Here is a 17,210-nt window from a genome sequence, read left to right on the forward strand (position 1 = left end):
CGACTTGCGGCCGATCCGCCAAGCCTGTCTTGGCCGCACGATGTTGCGCGAGGCGCCCGTCAGGCGACAAGACGCGGACCCGCCGCGCTGGCGACCGGACGGTCCAGGCGGAAGCGGCCGACCTGTTGGTTCAGGCTGACAGCCTCATTGGCCAGCTGACGGGCGGCGGCGGTGGCCTCCTCGGTCATGGCGGCGTTCTGCTGGGTGATGTCGTCCATCTCGCCCATGGCGCGGCGGACGCGGGCCAGGCCTTCCGCCTGTTCCTGAGCCGAGCCGGCGATGCCGCCGGCCAGGCCGTCGACGGCTGTGACCTTGGCGCCGATGCGCTCCAGCGCCGCGCCGGTGCGCTCGACCAGATCGACCCCGCGCGCCACCTGGGCCGAGGAGGTGGAGATCAGGGTGCGGATCTCGCCTGAGGCTTCCGACGAGCGCTGGGCCAGGGCGCGCACTTCCTGGGCCACCACGGCGAAGCCGCGCCCGGCGTCGCCCGCGCGGGCGGCCTCGACCCCGGCGTTCAGCGCCAGCAGATTAGTCTGGAAGGCGATCTCGTCGATCAGGCTGGTGAAGCGGGCGATCTCGGCCGAGGATTCAGCGATGGCGTGGATGGCGGACACCGCGTCGCCGACCACCTGGGTCGTGTGTTCGACATCGGCGCGGGCGGCGGCCAGGGCCTCGGCGGTCTGGCGCGCGCCGTCGGCGGTGGCGGCCACTTCGCGGGCGATGGCGTCGGCTTCGTTGACGGTCCGCTCCAGATTGGCGGCCTGACGCTCGGTGCGGCTGGCCAGATCCTCGGAGGCGACGGCCAGCTGGCTGGAGCCGGCGCTCAAGCTCTCGACGCTGTCGGCCACGGCGCGCACGGCGGTGCGCAGGGCGCGGGTCGCGGCGTGGAAGTCGTTCTGCAGCGAGCGATACTGCTCGGGGAAGGTCTGGGGGATGGTCACCGACAGGTCGTTGTCGGCCAGGCTGTGGAGGGCGGCGCCCAGCGCACGCACCACCTCGGCCTGTCGCGCCTCGGCGGCGTCATGTTCGGCCTGAACGCGGTCGCGCTCTTCCTGCAGGGCGTCCAGATAGATGGAGATGGCCAGGTCCATGTCCAGCATGACCCGCTGGGTCAGTTCGGCCACGGCCTCGGCGGTGATGCGGTCATGTTCGCGGCGATTGGCGAACAGCTTTTTCGGCCGCTCGACGATGGCGCGGGTCAGGTGGGCCAGGATCACGCTGTAGCCGCCGATGTACCAGCGGGGCTCCAGACCGATGCGGGCGTGAACCCGGCCGATGGTGCGCACCGAGGCGGCGTAGTCCTCGTCGGCCCGGCCGTCGATGATGGCGTCCCAGTGGCGTTGCTGGGCGTTGCTGGCGGCGCTGATGTGGCCTTCGTCGCGGAAGAAGCGGCGCATCTCAGGCTCGGCGCGCACCTTGTCGTAGAAGGCGGCCAGGGCCAGAGGCGCGTTCTTGCGCAGCACGCCGGAAACGGCGCTGTAACCGGCGGACGGCCGACCCAGACCCATGAAGTTCATGCGGCGGTCGATCTCGTGGGAAGCCATGACGCGATACTCACTGCAACGGCAGGGCGGGGGAGAGCCCTTAATACCCCTTGTCATCAAGAGGGTATTGGCCGGGTTAAGCCGCGGATGCGTAGATTCCCTTAATGGGCGGGCTCAAATCGCTGTGGGAGGCCGAGGTGGTCAGCGCCCTGGCCCGATTCATATAAAGACATCCTTATGTCTTGATTGCTCCACCCGCCGCGTCGCGCTATAGCGGCGACAATCCCCTGATAGTGGCCGAAAGACATTCCAGCATGACCGACTACATCGTCCGCGACATCTCCCTGGCCGATTTCGGCAACAAGGAAATCGCCATCGCCGAAACCGAGATGCCGGGCCTGATGGCGCTGCGCGACGAATACGGCGCGTCCCAGCCGCTGAAGGGCGCCCGCATCGCCGGCTCCCTGCACATGACCATTCAGACGGCCGTGTTGATCCAGACGCTGGAAGCCCTGGGCGCCGAGGTGCGCTGGGCTTCGTGCAACATCTTCTCGACCCAGGACCACGCCGCCGCCGCGATCGCCGCCGCCGGCACGCCGGTCTTCGCCTTCAAGGGCGAGAATCTGGTCGAGTACTGGGAATACGCCCACAAGATCTTTGAATGGGCCGACGGCGGCTATCCGAACCTGATCCTGGACGACGGCGGCGACGCCACCCTGCTGTGCGTGCTGGGTCCGAAGGCCGAGAAGGACGCGTCGGTCCTCGACAATCCGCAGAACGAGGAAGAGGAAGCCCTCTTCTCGGTCATGAAGCGCTACCTGAAGGAGAAGCCGGGCTTCTACTCGGCCATCCGCGACGCCATCGGCGGCGTGTCGGAAGAGACCACCACGGGCGTGCACCGCCTGTATCAGATGGCCGAGCGCGGCGAGCTGCCCTTCCCTGCCATCAACGTCAACGACAGCGTCACCAAGTCAAAGTTCGACAACCTGTACGGCTGCCGTGAATCCCTGGTCGACGCCATCCGTCGCGGCACCGACGTCATGCTGTCGGGCAAGGTGGCGGTGGTCTGCGGCTACGGCGACGTGGGCAAGGGCTCGGCCGCTTCGCTTCGCAACGGCGGCGCCCGCGTGATCGTCACCGAGATCGACCCGATCTGCGCCCTGCAGGCGGCGATGGAAGGCTATGAGGTCCAGACTCTGGAAGACGTCGCCGACAAGGCCGACATCTTCGTCACCACGACGGGCAACAAGGACGTCATCCGCGTCGAGCACATGCGCGCCATGCGCAACAACGCCATCGTCTGCAACATCGGCCACTTCGACTCGGAAATTCAGGTCGCGGGCCTGAAGAACTTCAAGTGGGACAAGATCAAGGACCAGGTCCACCACGTCGAGTTCCCGGACGGCAAGAAGATCATCCTGCTGTCGGAAGGCCGTCTGGTGAACCTGGGCAACGCGACCGGCCACCCGTCGTTCGTGATGTCGGCGTCCTTCACCAACCAGACGCTGGCCCAGATCGAACTGTGGACCAACGCCGCCAAGTACGAGAACAAGGTCTATACTCTGCCCAAGCACCTGGACGAGAAGGTCGCCTTCCTGCACCTGGCCAAGCTGGGCGCCAAGCTGACGACGCTGAATCAGGACCAGGCCGACTACATCAACGTGCCGGTCCAGGGCCCGTTCAAGCCGGAACACTACCGCTACTAAGGCCTGCGGAAGGTCTGAAAAGCAGAACCCCGCGCTGGCGACAGCGCGGGGTTTTTCTTTCCTCCCCATGCAATGGGGAGGTGGATCGGCGGCGTAGCCGACGAGACGGAGGGGCCGCTTGGTTTCGCCTCGGCCTTCTTTTCCGTCCCGCTGTTCAAGCCCCTCCACCCCTTCGGGGTCCCCCTCCCCATTTCATGGGGAGGAAAGCGGCGCTCAGTTCACGCCGCGATGTCGCGCGGATCGAACTCGTCCGGCCCGCGGCCCATCAGGCCGGTCTCGAAGTCCATGAAGATGTCGATCAGCTCGTCCACCCCCACCGGCGGCGCCTTGGGGTTGAAACGGAAGCGCCAGAAGCTGACGATGTGCTGCACCGCGCCCAGCTGATCCCCCAGCCGCGTGAACAGGGCCGGCGCCTCCAGAAGAAAGTCGCGGAACGCCACCGGATTGCCCTCGCGCGTCAGGGCCGCATAGGCGTCGTCGTAATAGCGCAGCGTCCGGCTGACCTCGTCGCAGGTCTTCATGATGCGCGCGCGCAGGACGCCGCGTCCGCGTTGAATATATTCGGCGGCGGCCCGGTCGCTGGGGCCGACGGGCTGCACCGTCACTACCTCGTCGGCGACATTGACGATGTCGGCCATCAGGCTGCTGAGCGCCCATTTGTAATAGAGGAAGCCCTTCCAGCAGAAGACGCCCTCCTGATACTGCTCAGGCTCCAGCTTCAGCGTCAGGCGCAGGGCCTCCAGCCGGTCGCCGGGCGCGTTGGACAGGATCTTCGCGGCCATGCGGGCGGTCGAGCCGGCGGCCACGACCCCGTCGCCGATGCTGAGGGTCACCAGGGGCTCGATTTCGAGTTGGACGAACTCCAGCATCCGCTCCAGGTCGGCGTCGCTGAGGGCGAAGTAGCAGGGCGCGGCGTCGACATTGCCGCGCCTCAGTTGCTCGCGCAGCAGGAAGGGGTCCAGCGACGGCAGCCGGTCCATCAGCCGCAGGGTCTTCAGGTCCGGGTGATCGGCGTCGACGCCGAACGCTTCATGCATGGCGCGTTCAAAGCCGATCTGATTGACGAAGATGAAGCGGCCGCCGGTCTTCAGGTCGGTGCTGTCGATCGGCACCACGATCTTGGTCGCCACCTGCCGCCGGCCGGGGAAGGCGTCCGTCTCGTTGCGGCGCAGGCGGTGCTTGATGATCAGGGCGCGGTTCAGCGCAGGCGTGCGGAACATCGGCCGCTCGGCCCAGCCCTCGGTGTCGCCGTGTTCGTCATAGACCTTGAGCAGGTTCAGCACCCGCGCCGTCGAGGCGGTGCGGCGTAGGTGTTCGAGATTGCGGATGGCGCGATCGGTCATGCCGCCATTGTGCTCGCCAAAGGTGACCAACGGCTTAGTTTGCTGACGTCAAAAAAACGGGCCGCTTCCCGGAGGAGGCGGCCCGGTCAGTCGGGGAGGAAACTGAAGCGGGTTTAGAAGGTCGTCGTCACCGATACCCAGAGGCGGCGCGGTTCCTGATTGTTGGCGTATTCCGGCGAATAGGCGACCGGCGTCCCATAGGGAGCCAGGCGCACGAAGTCCTTGTCGAACAGGTTGTAGACCGCCGCATTCAGCGTCACCCGGTCGTTGACTTCGTACGAGCCGCCGATGTGGAACAGCTCATAGGCCTTGAAGTCGCCCAGGGCGTCGCGGGCGGCGCCTTCGCCGCGCCAGCGCTCGGAGCGATATTCGCCGCGCACCCAGGTCGACAGGCGGTCGGTGGGCCGCCAGCGCAGCTGGGCGTTGACCATGTGTTCGGGCGTGTCGGTCAGGCGCTGGCCCGCCCGGGCGCCGGACTTCTGCTCGCTGTCGGTATAGGTGTAGTTGCCGTGCAGGCTCCAGGCTTCAGCGAAGCGCCAGCGGGCGGCGACTTCCAGCCCCTGGGTCACGGCCTCGTCGATGTTCACGCTCTGGCCGAACTCCTTGATGGCGGACCAAAAGCCCACGTCGGCGCAGCCCGTCTTGGAATAGGTCCCGGCGTCATACTGGGCCTGGGTCAGGCCGAAGGTGCAGTTGGCGATCGGTTGGCCCGAGGCGATCTTGTCCTCGAAGTCGTTGCGGAAGATCGTGGCGTTGGCGCGGAAGGTCGAGGCGTTGTCGAAATAGACGCCGAACTCATAGGCGGTGCTGGTCTCGGGCTTCAGTCCCGGGCTGCCGATCAACGGCAGGGCGCCCTGGCGGCCGAACCCGTTGATGCCGGGGGTCAGCTGCTCCAGGCGCGGGGTCTTGTAGCCGCCGCTGACGCCGCCCTTCAGCGTCCACTGCTCATTGGCGTTCCACACCAGATAGGCGCGCGGGCTGACATGGTCGCCGAAGCTGGAGTGGTCGTCGTAACGAAGGCCGACGGTCAGGGCCAGATCATCGCGCAGCCGCCATTCGTCTTCGGCGAACAGGGCCCATTGCTCGAAGACGAAATTGCCGCTGGCCACGCCGTCGGTCATTTCGGCGTCCATATACTGGCCCCCGACGGTGAAGGTGTGGTTGCGCCACTGGCTGTTCAGCTTGGTGTCGAACAGGGTGGTCGTCGTCTCCAACGTGCGGTCGCCGCCAGCGCCGGAAACGCCGCGCGGGATCAGACGGCCCAGCGTCTCGGTCTTGTTGTGCGACAGAGTGGATTCCAGCGTGCCGAAGCTGAAGCGCCAGTTATGGGCCAGCAGGTATTGCTCGCGGTTGAACTCCAGGAAGTCCTTGTAGCCGCCGGCGACCGTGTTGGTCCCCATCTGACCCCTGGCGTTGTCGTACCACTGGCTGGCGGCGTCGACGTCCAGCCACAGGTCGTGGTCTGTGTTCGGCGTCAGGCTGAGGCGGGCGCCCAGGGTCCAGATCTCATAGGCGGTGGCGCTGCGGCCGAAGCCGGCGACCTCGACCTCGTCGCCGTTCACGTCGCGGTACTTCAGGTTGGACTGCTCGCGCTCGGCCCAGGAGCCGCGCAGGGCCAGGCCGAGGCGGTCGGCGATCAGCGGACCCGAGGCGTAGCCGTTCACACCCCAGAAGTCGCCGAACTCGCTGTCGCCCTGCAGCGTATAGTTGGCCGAGGCCGAGCCGGTCCAAACCTGCCCGACCTTGCGGGTGATCAGATTGATGACGCCGCCCATGGCGTCGGAACCATAGAGGGTGGCGACCGGCCCGCGCACCACCTCGACCCGCTCGATGGCCGACACCGGCGGCAGGAAGCTGTTGGCGGTTTCGTTGAAGCCGTTGGGCGTGACGCTGCCGGCGGTGTTCTGGCGGCGGCCGTCGATCAGGATCAGGGTGTAGTCCGGGCCCATGCCGCGGATGTTGATGGTCTGGCCGCCCGACTTGCCGACGCCCGAGCCGGTGTCCACGCCCTCGATGTTGCTGAGGATTTCGGCGATCGATGTTGCGCGAATCTCTTCGATCTCCTGGCGCGGCAGCACGCTGATCGAAGCGGGCGCCTGAGTGATCCTCTGTTCGAAGCCGGATGCGGTGACGACGACATCGGCGACCTTGTGCGCCTGATCCATCCCGTCGCCGCTGTCCCTGGCCAGGGCCGGCGCGGGACCCGCGACGGTCATCAGGGCGGCGGCGGTCAGCAGGGACGAGCGGCGGGAGATGCGGAAGCAGGACATGGTGGGAAGGGCCTTAAGAAATGAGAACGCTTCTCAACAGCGTTCGCATCTGTCTGGCAACCGGGGTGTGCGAATAGGTCGCATTTGCGCTTGTTTCGGACCCGACTGGCGCGCCAATGCGGGTGGGCCTAAAGAGGCGGTCATGGACATCATCGACATCCTGATCCTCATCGCCGTGGCCGCCGTCGCGATCACCCTTGGCCTGGGCCTGTACAACCTGCAGCGCGGGGGCGAGGGCGCCGGCGTCCGGTCCAACAAGCTGATGCGGTGGCGCGTGGCCCTGCAGGCGGTGGCGGTGCTGCTGCTGATGATCGGAATGTGGCTGAAACGCACGCACGCGGGCTGAGGCCGGCGCCGACGAAAACAGGGGAGGGCGCGCCATGGTGACGCTGAACAAGATTTACACCCGCACCGGCGACGCCGGTCAGACGCGACTGGCCTCGGGCGCGCCGGTGTCCAAGACCGATCTGCGGGTCGAGGCCTATGGGACGGTGGACGAACTGAACGCCGTCATCGGCGTGGCGCGCCTGAACAGCGGCCAGAACGACCGCATCGACGCCATGCTGGGCCGCATCCAGAACGAGCTGTTCGACCTGGGCGCCGACCTGGCCACCCCGCTGGAGCCTGCGCCCAAGTGGGAGGCGCTGCGCATCATCGCCTCTCAGGTCGAGCGTCTGGAAAGCGAGATCGACTGGATGAACGGATGTCTCAAGCCGCTGGACAGCTTCATCCTGTCAGGCGGTTCGCCGCTGTCGGCGCATCTGCATCTGGCGCGCACCGTGTGCCGGCGGGCCGAGCGCGACGCCGTGCGCCTGGTGGAAAGCGGCGAGACGGTGAACCCTGAGGCGGTCCGCTATCTGAACCGCCTGTCGGACCACCTCTTCGTCGCCGCCCGCCGCGCCAACGCCAACGGCGCGGGCGACGTGCTGTGGCGCCCCGGCGCGACGCGCTGAGGCTGAGCACAGACTGAAAAGCCGGAGGCCTTAGCGTCCCTGCAGCGCCTTGACCCGCTCGCGCTCGGCTTCGGTGGCGGCGGCGCGGGCGCGTTTGTCGGCGGCGATCTGGTCTTCCAGCTTGACCAGGTCGCGGTTGGCCTCGGCCGAGGCTTCAGCGCGCGACATGCCCTCCGGCCGTTTGGTGATGTCGGGGATGTAGACGGGCTGGGCGCAGATGCGCGTCTCCAAGTCGTACCAATAGCCCTTGGCCGTACAGCGATCGCCCGGATCGACCCAGAAACGCTGCAGGATGAACACCCCCGCCAGCGTCACAGCAAACAGGCTGAAGAAGATAAAGCTGAGGCGACGGATCGTCAGGAAGCGTTTCATGCCGGTCTCAATAAATCAAAAATGCGGCCGCGACACCACCGCACTTCACGTAGCGTTACGTTGACAGGTCGGCCTCGTCGGTCCAATCCCTCGACCGACATTTCGATGACCAAGTGGATAGGCTCATGAAGGTACTCGTCCCGGTGAAACGGGTGATCGACTATAACGTCAAGGCCCGCGTCAAGGCGGATCAGACCGGCGTCGATCTGGCCAACGTCAAGATGAGCATGAACCCCTTCGACGAAATCGCCGTCGAAGAGGCGGTGCGTCTGAAGGAAGGCAAGGAACATCATGCCGCGGGCACGGCGACCGAGATCGTCGTCGTCTCCATCGGCGTGACCCAGGCTCAGGAAACCATCCGCACGGCCCTGGCTATGGGCGCCGATCGCGGCGTTCTGGTGCAGTCGGACACGGACCTGGAGCCGCTGGCCGTCGCCAAGGTGCTGAAGGCGGTGGTCGACGAAGAGAAGCCGGATCTGGTCCTGCTGGGCAAGCAGTCGATCGACGGCGACAACAATGCGGTCGGCCAGATGCTGGCCGCCCTGTTGGACTGGCCGCAGGCCACCTTCGCCGGCAAGCTGGTGATCGAGGGCGGCAAGGCTGTGGTGACGCGTGAAGTCGACGGCGGCCTGCAGACGGTTGCGGCCGAACTGCCCGCCGTCGTGTCGGTCGACCTGCGCCTGAACACGCCGCGCTACGCCAGCTTGCCGAACATCATGAAGGCCAAGAAGAAGGAGATCGCCGTGAAGGCGGTCGCCGATTACGGCGTCGACACGGCCGACCGCCTGAAGGTGCTCAAGGTGACGGAGCCGCCGAAGCGTTCGGCGGGCGTCAAGGTCGCCGATGCGGCCGAACTGGTTTCCAAGCTCAAAGACGCAGGGGTTCTGTAATGGCCGTTCTCGTCATCGCCGACCACGACGGCTCGGCTGTTCGCGACACCACCCACAAGACCGTGACGGCCGCCCTGGCGCTGTCGTCGGACGTGGACGTCCTGGTGCTGGGCAAGGACGCCAAGGGCGTCGCGGACGCCGCCGCCAAGATTTCGGGCGTCCGCAAGGTCCTGCTGGCCGAGGGCGACGCCGTCGCTCACGGTCTGGCCGAAGCGGTCGAAGCCACTGTCCTGCCGCTGGCGGCGAGCTATGACGCCGTTCTGGCCCCCGCCACCACGGACGGCAAGAACTTCGCTCCGCGCCTCGCCGCCAAGCTGGACGTCGCGCCGATCTCGGACATCGTCGAGGTCGTCTCGGGCGACACCTTCGTCAGGCCGATCTACGCGGGCAACGCGCTGGAGACGATCCAGTCGGCCGACGCCAAGAAGGTCATCACCGTGCGCCCCACGGCCTTCGCCGCCGCCGCTGAAGGCGGCTCGGCCGCGGTCGAGAGCGTCGCCGCCGGCGAAGCGCCCAAGACCGCCTTCGTCTCGGAAGAGATGGTCAAGTCGGACCGCCCCGAACTGGGCGCCGCCAAGATCGTCGTCTCGGGCGGCCGCGCCCTGGGCTCGGCCGAAGAGTTCCACGCCGTCATGGACCCGCTGGCCGACAAGCTGGGCGCCGCCGTCGGCGCCTCGCGCGCGGCGGTCGACGCGGGTTACGCCCCGAACGACTATCAGGTCGGCCAGACCGGCAAGGTCGTGGCCCCGGCCCTGTACATCGCCATCGGCATCTCGGGCGCCATCCAGCACCTGGCCGGGATGAAGGACTCCAAGGTGATCGTCGCGATCAACAAGGACGCCGACGCCCCGATCTTCCAGGTCGCCGACTACGGCTGGGTCGCCGACTACAAGACCGCCGTGCCGGAACTGATGGCCGCTCTGGGCTAAGGGCAGTCGTCACGCTGAGTTGGAAGCGCGCCGGGCGAGAGATCGTCCGGCGCGTTTTCTTATCCGCCTTCTATATCCGCTCATCCCGGCGGACGCCGGGACCCAGTAAGAGCTGCGCGCTCAACGGTGGAGATATCCGCAAGCCTGCGCGGCGCCTGAGGCAAAGCACTGGATCCCGGCGTCCGCCGGGATGAGCGGGAAGGTTAGCTTGGCGCTCTCGCGTGAATGGGCCAAACACGTCCCATGACCGCCCGCATCCCCGTCAAGCTGACCCCGCGCGCCTCGGCCGATCGCATCGACGGTTGGGACGTCGACCCGGACGGCCGCCCCGTGCTGAAGGTCCGCGTGCGCGCCCAGCCGGTGGAGGGCGAGGCCAACGCTGCCCTGACCGCCTTCCTGGCCAAGGCGCTGGGCGTGCCCAAGCGCGACGTGACCCTGGCGCGCGGCGGCCAGTCGCGGCTGAAGATGATCGAGGTCGACGGCCTGACCGACGCGGAGGTCCGCGCCCGTCTGCCCGCCGATTGAGCGCTTCGCTGACTTTGCCGCGAGCAACCGCTTTTAGAGCTTTACCCTGACGGAAACAGGCGATTGTATACGCGCCATTGTTTGCCCGCCGTTCGCGGGCGCGAGGGGGCTCGCCCATGTTGTTCAGTCGCCTGCGGGGTCCAAGCCTCGCTGTCCTCACCTGCGCGCTCGGCGCGCTCAGCCTTTCGGCCTGCGCTACGACCGGCGAGGCGTCGCCCAAGACGCAGACCGCTTCGACGTCGTCGGCCTCCAAGGACCGCACGATGGCGCCGGGGCTGGACGGCTGGGCCAATCAGGACCCCTATCCCTCGACCTATCGCGGCCTGCCGCGCCAGAACATGGCCATCGTCGGCGCCACGGTGCTGACCGGCGCGGGCCAGAAGATCGAGGGCGGCGTCGTCGTCGTCACCGACGGCCGCATCGCCGCTGTCGGCGGCGCGGACACCCCGGTCCCGGCTGGTCACCAGGTGGTCGACGCGCGCGGCCGCTTCGTCACGCCCGGCATCATCGACATTCACAGCCACCTGGGCGTCTATCCCTCGCCCGGCGTGCAGGGGATGAGCGACGGCAACGAAGCCACCAACCCGAACACCGCCCAGGTCTGGTCCGAGCACTCGATCTGGCCCCAGGACCCCGGCTTCAACGCCGCCCGCGCGGGCGGGGTGACGACGGTGCAGATCCTGCCCGGCTCGGCCAACCTGTTCGGCGGTCGCGGCGTGACGCTGCGCAACGTGCCGTCGGTGACCATGCAGGGGATGAAGTTCCCGGGCGCCCCCTACGGCCTGAAGATGGCCTGCGGCGAGAACCCCTCGCGCGTCTACGGCGGCCGCAACCAGTCGCCCGCCACCGGCATGGGCAATGTCGCCGGCTATCGCGCCGCCTTCATCTCGGCCCGCGACTACAAGGACAAGTGGGACAAGTGGCGCGAGACCGGTCAGGGCACGCCCCCGACCCGCAACCTGCAGCTTGAGACCCTGGCGGGCGTGCTGGACGGGTCGATCCTGATCCAGAACCACTGCTACCGCGCCGACGAGATGGCGGTCATGCTCGATGTGGCCAAGGAGTTCGGCTACAAGATCACCACCTTCCACCACGCGGTCGAGGCCTACAAGATCGCGCCTCTGCTGGCGCGCGAAGGCGTCTGCGCCGCCATGTGGACCGGCTGGTGGGGCTTCAAGATGGAGGCTCTGGACGGCATCGAGGAGAACGCCGCCCTGACCGACGCGCCCCAGGGCTCGTGCGCCGTCATCCACTCGGACGACGCCGAACTGATCCAGCGCCTGAACCAGGAAGCCGCCGCCGCCCTGTCGGCCGGTCGCCGCGCCGGGATGAACATCGCCGAAGAGCACGCCATCAGCTGGATCACGCTGAATGCGGCCAAGTCCATCGGCATCGACAAGGAGACGGGCTCTCTGGAAAGCGGCAAGCGCGCCGACGTGGTGATCTGGAGCGCCGATCCCTTCTCCATCTACGCCCGCGCCGACCAGGTCTTCATCGACGGCGGACTGGCGTTCGACCGTCAGAACCCCGCCTTCCAGCCCGTGTCCGATTTCGAACTGGGTCAGCCCGGCTTCGGCCTGTCCGCCGCTGGCGTCGCCCAGGGAGCCCGTTGAACCATGCGTATCAAAACTCTCCTCGCGGGCGCTGTCGCGGCCCTGGCCCTGACCGGTCCCGCCCTGGCGCAGGACGTCGCCATCACCGGCGGCCAGGTGCTGACCGGAACCTCGGTGATCGAAAACGGCACCGTGGTCATCCGTAACGGCAAGGTCGTCTCGGTCGGAACCGGCGCGGCCCCGGCCGGTCTGCGGGTCATCGACGCCCGCGGCAAGGTGGTGACGCCGGGCTTCGTCGCCGTGGATTCCGGCCTCGGCGGCACCGAGGTCGGCTCGGTGCGCGGCTCGAACGATCTGGCCAACCGCGCCAACACCCTGACGGCGGCCTTCGACCTGTCCTACGGGCTGGACCCGTGGTCCTTCACCCTGCCGGTGGCGCGTCTCGGCGGCGTCACGCGCGCCGTCGTCACGCCGCAGCACGGCGGTTCGGGCGGCGGTCACAGCCATGACGACAGCGACTTCGCCGGCGCCGGGGCGGGCGGCTTCCAGACGCCGGGCCTGTTCGCGGGTCAGGCGGCGGTCATCAAGCTGGGCGGCGCCGACATCCTGGTGAAGCCGCGCGTGGCCATGGTCGCGCCCTTCGGCGAGGCCGGCAAGGCGGTGGCGGGCGGCGCGCGTGGCGCCGAGTTCGTCCTGTTCAAGGAGACCCTGGCCGAGGTGCGGGCCTACGCCCGCAACAAGGCCGCCTATGAGCGGGCCGACATGCGCGCCCTGTCGCTGTCGCGCGCCGATATGGAGGCCCTGATCCCGGTGGCCGACGGGCGTATGCCGCTGATCGTCACCGTCAACCGCGCCTCGGACATTCAGCAGGTGCTGCGTCTGGCGCGCGAGGAAGGGATCAAGATCATCCTGGACGGCGCCGCCGAAGGCTGGCTGGTCGCCGACGAGATCGCGGCGGCCAAGGTTCCGGTCATCCTGCACCCGACCACCAATCTGCCTTCGAACTTCGAGATGCGGGCGGCTCGGATGCAGAATGCGGCGGCCCTGAACGCGGCGGGCGTGGTCATCGCCCTCAAGGGCAATGAGGGCTCGGCCCACCGCGCCCGCGATATCCGCTACAACGCCGGCAACGCCGTCTCGCACGGCCTGCCCTTCGCGGCGGCCATCCAGGCGATCACGGTCAACCCGGCCCGCATCTTCGGCTTCGACGGCCAGTTCGGCGAGTTGAAGGCCGGCGCGGCGGGCGACGTCGTGGTCTGGTCGGGCGACCCGCTGGAGCCGCTGAGCCAGCCCTCGGCCGTGCTGATCGACGGGGTGGAGCAGCCGCTGCAGGCGCGCAACCTGCTGCTGCGCGACCGCTATCGCACCGGCGGCGAAGGGGCGATGCCGCCCGCCTACGGCAACTGAGGCTTCAAGCCTGACGACAGAGGGGCGCTGCGGGAGACCGCGGCGCCCTTTGTCATTGCTTTCGACTTCCGTTCATCCCGGCGGACGCAGGGACCCAGTGAGAACTCCGCGCACAGCGGTTTCCAATGTCCAGCTTGAAGCCAAAGAACTGGGTCCCGGCGTCCGCCGGGATGAGCGGGTTTGTAGGCCCGAGCGCTACTGCGCTGTCAGTCCGCCGTCGATCTTGAACTCCGCTCCGGTCACGAACTTGGACTCGTCCGAGGCGAGATACAGCACGCAGTAGGCCACGTCGTCCGGTTGGCCGATGCGCTTCAGCGGGATGCCGCGCGCCAGCCTCTCATGGGCGCTCGCCTCGTCCCCGCCCGCCATGGCGACGAAGGGATCGAGGATCGGCGTCTTGATGAAGACCGGGTGCACCGAGTTGGCCCGCACGTTCCAGCCTGCCTTGGCCGCTTCCAGCGCCACCGTCTTGGTGTAGAGCCAGACCGCCGCCTTGGTGGCGTTATAGGCGCCCATGCCCGGCGCCGCCGCCAGTCCCGCGATGGACGAGATGTTGATGATGGACCCCGCGCCCGAGGCCCGCAGCGGCGCCATGGCGTGCTTGCAGCCCAGCATGACGGATTCCAAGTTGATCGCCTGAACCTTGCGCCAGTTCTCCAGCGTGTCTTGCTCGGCCCACAAAAGCTGGCCGCCGATCCCAGCGTTGTTCACCAGGATGCTGAGCCCGCCCATGTCCTCGACCGCCGCGCCGACGACGCGGACCCAGTCGTCCTCGCGCGTGACGTCGTGTTCATAGGCGAAGGCCTTGCCGGGGTGGTCGGCGTTGATCGCCTCGGCCAGGGCGCGGACGCCGTTCAGCTCCAGATCGCTGAGCGCGACGTTGGCGCCCTCGCGGACCAGCATCCGCGCCATCGCCTGGCCCAGCCCGCCAGCGGCGCCGGTGATCAGGGCCGCCTTGCCCGCGACGCGGCCCGATCGGGGGGCCGTCACTCGACCAGGCCCTTGACCGCCTCGTCGATGAAGCGGGCCATCGCCACGTCGCGCTCGGTCACCCCGTCGGCGTCATGGGTGGTCAGCAGCACCTCGACGCGATTGTAGACGTTCGACCACTCCGGATGGTGATCGACCTTGTCGGCCAGCAGGGCGACGCGGGTCATGAAGCCGAAGGCGGCGTTGAAATCGGCGAAACGCAGGGTCCGCGCGATGGCCGGGCGCGGATCGTCGGCGCGGCGCCAGTCGGGCAGGCCCGCCAGAACTTCGGTCACGTCGAGGGCGGCGGTCATGGGCGTCTCCTTATGCTTTCGTCAGGCGTATCGCGCGCCCAGTGACGCGACAAGCCGTCAGCCTGCGTCAGATGCGGCGCTTCCCCGGATGACGGCGAGGGCGGGAGGCGTTACACCCGCATCCATGACCCAGGCCGATCCCTCCTCCGACGCTTCCGGCAAGACCTCCTCCTTCGGCTTCCGCGATGTGGACGCCAAGGAAAAGGTGCAGATGGTGCGCGGCGTGTTCAACTCCGTCGCCTCCAACTACGACCTGATGAACGACCTGATGAGCGCGGGCGTCCACCGCATCTGGAAGGACGCCACGGCGGCCAAGCTGAACGTCAGGCCAGGCGAGGTTGTGCTGGACATGGCCGGCGGCACCGGCGACATGGCCCGCCGCTATTCGAAGATGGCCCGCGCGGCGCAGGACCGGCGCGGCGGCGAGGACGCCACCGTCATCGTCATGGACTACAACGCCGAGATGATCCTGAACGGCGTGGCCAAGGGCGGCGAGCCCGAGATGGCCTGGGGCGTCGGCGACGCCATGCACTTGCCGCTGCCGGACGCCTGTCTGGACGCCTATTCGATCAGCTTCGGCATCCGCAATGTGGCCGACATTTCGCAGGCGTTGCGCGAGGCGCGCCGCGCATTGAAGCCGGGCGGCCGCTTCATCTGCCTGGAGTTCTCGCGCCCGACGACCGGCGCGCTGAGGAAGGCCTATGACGCCTGGTCCTTCCACGCCATTCCGCGCATCGGCCAACTGGTCGCCAAGGACCGCGACAGCTATCAGTACCTGGTCGAGAGCATCCGCCGCTTCCCCGATCAGCAGACCTTCAAGCGGATGATCGAGGAGGCGGGCTTCAGCCGCGTCAGCGTCACCAACCTGTCGGGCGGGATCGCCGCCATCCACCACGGGTGGGCGATCTGAGCCGGCTGACCTTCAACGCCCCGCCGCCCAAGCCCGAGGCGCAGCCCGTCCGCCATCCGGTCGGCGCCGCCCTGCGCATGATTCGCTGGGGCTGGGTGCTGGCGCGCCATGACGCCCTGATCCCGCGCGAGGCCAACCCGCTGCTGCCCGCCTGGGGCCGCCCCTTCGCGCAACTGATTCAGATGCTCGCCAGCCGCAGACACCGCGCCGGGCGGCCCGGCCAGCGCGTGGGCGAGGCCTTCGAGCACCTCGGCCCCGTCGCCATCAAACTGGGCCAGGTGCTGGCCACCCGCGCCGACATCTTCGGCCTGCAGTTCGCCCAGGACCTGGGCCGGCTGAAGGACAAGCTGCCGCCCTTCCCGCTGGAGGAGGCCAAGCGCGAGATCGAACGCTCGCTGGGCCGTCCGGTCGAAAGCCTGTTCATTGATCTGAGCGAACCGATGGGCGCCGCGTCGCTGGCGCAGGCGCATCCGGCCTGGCTGGCGGACGGGCGCAAGGTGGCGGTCAAGGTCTTGCGCCCCGGCGTGGAGCGCCGCGTGGCCCAGGGGCTGGACGCCATGCGTCTGGGGGCCAAGCTGGTCGATCGCTTCGTCGAGCCCGCCCGTCGGCTGGAGCCGCGGGCCTTCGTCGAGATCATCGCCCAGTCCTTGCAGCTGGAGCTGGACATGCGGCTGGAGGCGGCGGCCGCCTCCGAACTGGCCGAGGTCATGGCCAAGGACGGCTATATGTCCGCGCCCGCCGTCGTCTGGGACGGGGTGGGCAAGCGGGTGCTGACCCTGGAATGGGCGTCCGGCCTGCCGATGACGGACCCGGCGCTGGTCCAACTGCCGGGCCTCGACAAGGACGCCCTGGCCGACAAGGTGGTGCGCGCCTTCCTGGTTCAGGCGCTGGACCATGGCGTCTTCCACGCCGACCTGCACGAGGGCAATCTGTTCGCCGACGCGCCCGCGCAACTGACGGCCATCGACTTCGGCATCGTCGGGCGGCTGGGACCGGCCGAGCGCCGCTACCTGGCCGAGATCCTGTGGGGCTTCATCAGCCGCGACTACGATCGCATCAGCCGGGTCCACTTCGAGGCCGGTTATGTCCCGCCGCACCATTCGGTCGACACCTTCGCCCAGGCCCTGCGCGCGGTCGGCGAGCCGGTGATCGGCCGCCAGGCCAGCCAGGTGTCGATGGGCCGCCTGCTGGGCCAGCTGTTCGAGATCACCGCCCTGTTCGACATGCATATGCGCCCCGAACTGGTGCTGTTGCAGAAGACCATGGTCTCGGTCGAGGGGGTGGCGCGCCGCCTCAATCCCGATCACGACCTGTGGGAGGCCGCCAAGCCGGTGGTCGAGCGCTGGATCCGCCGCGAGCTGGGGCCGGCGAACCAAGCCAAGGAAGCGATGGACGAGGCCGTGGCCGCGCTGAAGGCCCTGTCGCGCCTGGTGCAGAACCCGCCGCCGTCTCAGACGTTGGTGATCGACAAGGCCGGAACGCGGCCCTGGGTGGTCGCCGCCGTCACCGTCGCCGTATGCGCGTCGGCCGCCGCCTTGGTGCTGACGCTTTGGCCGATGATCGTCGCCTGACGTTTCTTCGGAGC

At 68.0% G+C, this 17,210-nt stretch carries 16 protein-coding genes; 10 read left to right on the forward strand and 6 right to left on the reverse strand.

Annotated elements, in window-relative coordinates:
* Positions 1-59 precede the first annotated feature (59 nt).
* Positions 60-1,544, reverse strand: a complete 1,485-nt coding sequence (locus PIB44_RS02265) for a globin-coupled sensor protein (RefSeq protein WP_025976094.1) — start codon at positions 1,542-1,544, stop codon at positions 60-62.
* 254 nt (positions 1,545-1,798) lie between these two features.
* Between PIB44_RS02265 and ahcY the strand changes: the two genes are divergently transcribed.
* Positions 1,799-3,190, forward strand: coding sequence for an adenosylhomocysteinase (gene ahcY / locus PIB44_RS02270; RefSeq protein ID WP_025976095.1), 1,392 nt, complete (start codon positions 1,799-1,801; stop codon positions 3,188-3,190).
* Between the two features lie 218 nt (positions 3,191-3,408).
* Here ahcY and PIB44_RS02275 read toward each other — a convergent pair whose 3' ends face one another.
* Both PIB44_RS02275 and PIB44_RS02280 read right to left on the reverse strand, forming a co-directional pair.
* Positions 3,409-4,533 carry a hypothetical protein gene (locus PIB44_RS02275; RefSeq protein ID WP_025976096.1) on the reverse strand — a complete coding sequence of 375 codons (1,125 nt, stop codon included), beginning with the start codon at positions 4,531-4,533 and terminating at the stop codon, positions 3,409-3,411.
* 113 nt (positions 4,534-4,646) lie between these two features.
* Positions 4,647-6,803 (reverse strand): TonB-dependent receptor domain-containing protein, encoded by a 2,157-nt coding sequence (locus tag PIB44_RS02280; RefSeq protein WP_278070275.1) that lies wholly within the window; start codon positions 6,801-6,803, stop codon positions 4,647-4,649.
* A gap of 142 nt (positions 6,804-6,945) precedes the next feature.
* Here PIB44_RS02280 and PIB44_RS02285 point away from each other — a divergent pair, with 142 nt between their 5' ends.
* Complete coding sequence (locus tag PIB44_RS02285) at positions 6,946-7,149, forward strand: twin transmembrane helix small protein (protein ID WP_025976098.1); 204 nt, start codon at positions 6,946-6,948, stop codon at positions 7,147-7,149.
* A gap of 34 nt (positions 7,150-7,183) precedes the next feature.
* Positions 7,184-7,756 (forward strand): cob(I)yrinic acid a,c-diamide adenosyltransferase, encoded by a 573-nt coding sequence (locus PIB44_RS02290; RefSeq protein WP_134582197.1) that lies wholly within the window; start codon positions 7,184-7,186, stop codon positions 7,754-7,756.
* Between the two features lie 30 nt (positions 7,757-7,786).
* On the opposite strand, the gene PIB44_RS02295 is transcribed toward PIB44_RS02290, so the two are convergent.
* Positions 7,787-8,128, reverse strand: coding sequence for a hypothetical protein (locus PIB44_RS02295; RefSeq protein WP_025976100.1), 342 nt, complete (start codon positions 8,126-8,128; stop codon positions 7,787-7,789).
* A gap of 125 nt (positions 8,129-8,253) precedes the next feature.
* Here PIB44_RS02295 and PIB44_RS02300 point away from each other — a divergent pair, with 125 nt between their 5' ends.
* From PIB44_RS02300 to PIB44_RS02320, 5 genes are all read left to right on the forward strand, one after another.
* Positions 8,254-9,018 carry an electron transfer flavoprotein subunit beta/FixA family protein gene (locus PIB44_RS02300; protein ID WP_025976101.1) on the forward strand — a complete coding sequence of 255 codons (765 nt, stop codon included), beginning with the start codon at positions 8,254-8,256 and terminating at the stop codon, positions 9,016-9,018.
* Positions 9,018-9,947 carry an electron transfer flavoprotein subunit alpha/FixB family protein gene (locus PIB44_RS02305; protein ID WP_278070276.1) on the forward strand — a complete coding sequence of 310 codons (930 nt, stop codon included), beginning with the start codon at positions 9,018-9,020 and terminating at the stop codon, positions 9,945-9,947. The genes PIB44_RS02300 and PIB44_RS02305 overlap by 1 nt, the downstream gene beginning before the upstream one ends.
* A gap of 243 nt (positions 9,948-10,190) precedes the next feature.
* Positions 10,191-10,472, forward strand: coding sequence for a DUF167 domain-containing protein (locus tag PIB44_RS02310; protein WP_227157864.1), 282 nt, complete (start codon positions 10,191-10,193; stop codon positions 10,470-10,472).
* Between the two features lie 116 nt (positions 10,473-10,588).
* On the forward strand, positions 10,589-12,085 hold the full coding sequence (locus PIB44_RS02315) for an amidohydrolase (RefSeq protein ID WP_227157863.1): 1,497 nt from the start codon (positions 10,589-10,591) through the stop codon (positions 12,083-12,085).
* Between the two features lie 3 nt (positions 12,086-12,088).
* A complete protein-coding gene (locus PIB44_RS02320; protein WP_278070277.1) occupies positions 12,089-13,432 on the forward strand; it encodes an amidohydrolase family protein in 1,344 nt (447 codons plus the stop codon).
* A gap of 195 nt (positions 13,433-13,627) precedes the next feature.
* Here the strand turns inward: PIB44_RS02320 and PIB44_RS02325 are convergent, their stop codons facing one another.
* Positions 13,628-14,422, reverse strand: coding sequence for an SDR family oxidoreductase (locus PIB44_RS02325; protein WP_278070278.1), 795 nt, complete (start codon positions 14,420-14,422; stop codon positions 13,628-13,630).
* Positions 14,419-14,715 (reverse strand): 4a-hydroxytetrahydrobiopterin dehydratase, encoded by a 297-nt coding sequence (locus PIB44_RS02330; RefSeq protein ID WP_024355112.1) that lies wholly within the window; start codon positions 14,713-14,715, stop codon positions 14,419-14,421. The genes PIB44_RS02325 and PIB44_RS02330 overlap by 4 nt, the downstream gene beginning before the upstream one ends.
* A gap of 124 nt (positions 14,716-14,839) precedes the next feature.
* Between PIB44_RS02330 and PIB44_RS02335 the strand changes: the two genes are divergently transcribed.
* On the forward strand, positions 14,840-15,625 hold the full coding sequence (locus PIB44_RS02335; protein ID WP_278070279.1) for a class I SAM-dependent methyltransferase: 786 nt from the start codon (positions 14,840-14,842) through the stop codon (positions 15,623-15,625).
* On the forward strand, positions 15,613-17,196 hold the full coding sequence (gene ubiB / locus PIB44_RS02340) for a 2-polyprenylphenol 6-hydroxylase (protein ID WP_278070280.1): 1,584 nt from the start codon (positions 15,613-15,615) through the stop codon (positions 17,194-17,196). Before PIB44_RS02335 ends, ubiB begins: the two co-directional genes overlap by 13 nt.
* Positions 17,197-17,210 lie beyond the last annotated feature (14 nt).

Origin of the sequence: Brevundimonas sanguinis (assembly GCF_029636725.1) — a bacterium.
Lineage (GTDB): Bacteria > Pseudomonadota > Alphaproteobacteria > Caulobacterales > Caulobacteraceae > Brevundimonas > Brevundimonas sanguinis.

Bases quoted from the DNA above. Each gene is read 5' to 3' on its own strand.
- PIB44_RS02265 (WP_025976094.1), bottom strand. From the start codon at position 1,544: ATGGCTTCCCACGAGATCGACCGCCGCATGAACTTCATGGGTCTGGGT.
- ahcY (WP_025976095.1), top strand. From the start codon at position 1,799: ATGACCGACTACATCGTCCGCGACATCTCCCTGGCCGATTTCGGCAAC.
- PIB44_RS02275 (WP_025976096.1), bottom strand. From the start codon at position 4,533: ATGACCGATCGCGCCATCCGCAATCTCGAACACCTACGCCGCACCGCC.
- PIB44_RS02280 (WP_278070275.1), bottom strand. From the start codon at position 6,803: ATGTCCTGCTTCCGCATCTCCCGCCGCTCGTCCCTGCTGACCGCCGCC.
- PIB44_RS02285 (WP_025976098.1), top strand. From the start codon at position 6,946: ATGGACATCATCGACATCCTGATCCTCATCGCCGTGGCCGCCGTCGCG.
- PIB44_RS02290 (WP_134582197.1), top strand. From the start codon at position 7,184: ATGGTGACGCTGAACAAGATTTACACCCGCACCGGCGACGCCGGTCAG.
- PIB44_RS02295 (WP_025976100.1), bottom strand. From the start codon at position 8,128: ATGAAACGCTTCCTGACGATCCGTCGCCTCAGCTTTATCTTCTTCAGC.
- PIB44_RS02300 (WP_025976101.1), top strand. From the start codon at position 8,254: ATGAAGGTACTCGTCCCGGTGAAACGGGTGATCGACTATAACGTCAAG.
- PIB44_RS02305 (WP_278070276.1), top strand. From the start codon at position 9,018: ATGGCCGTTCTCGTCATCGCCGACCACGACGGCTCGGCTGTTCGCGAC.
- PIB44_RS02310 (WP_227157864.1), top strand. From the start codon at position 10,191: ATGACCGCCCGCATCCCCGTCAAGCTGACCCCGCGCGCCTCGGCCGAT.
- PIB44_RS02315 (WP_227157863.1), top strand. From the start codon at position 10,589: ATGTTGTTCAGTCGCCTGCGGGGTCCAAGCCTCGCTGTCCTCACCTGC.
- PIB44_RS02320 (WP_278070277.1), top strand. From the start codon at position 12,089: ATGCGTATCAAAACTCTCCTCGCGGGCGCTGTCGCGGCCCTGGCCCTG.
- PIB44_RS02330 (WP_024355112.1), bottom strand. From the start codon at position 14,715: ATGACCGCCGCCCTCGACGTGACCGAAGTTCTGGCGGGCCTGCCCGAC.
- PIB44_RS02335 (WP_278070279.1), top strand. From the start codon at position 14,840: ATGACCCAGGCCGATCCCTCCTCCGACGCTTCCGGCAAGACCTCCTCC.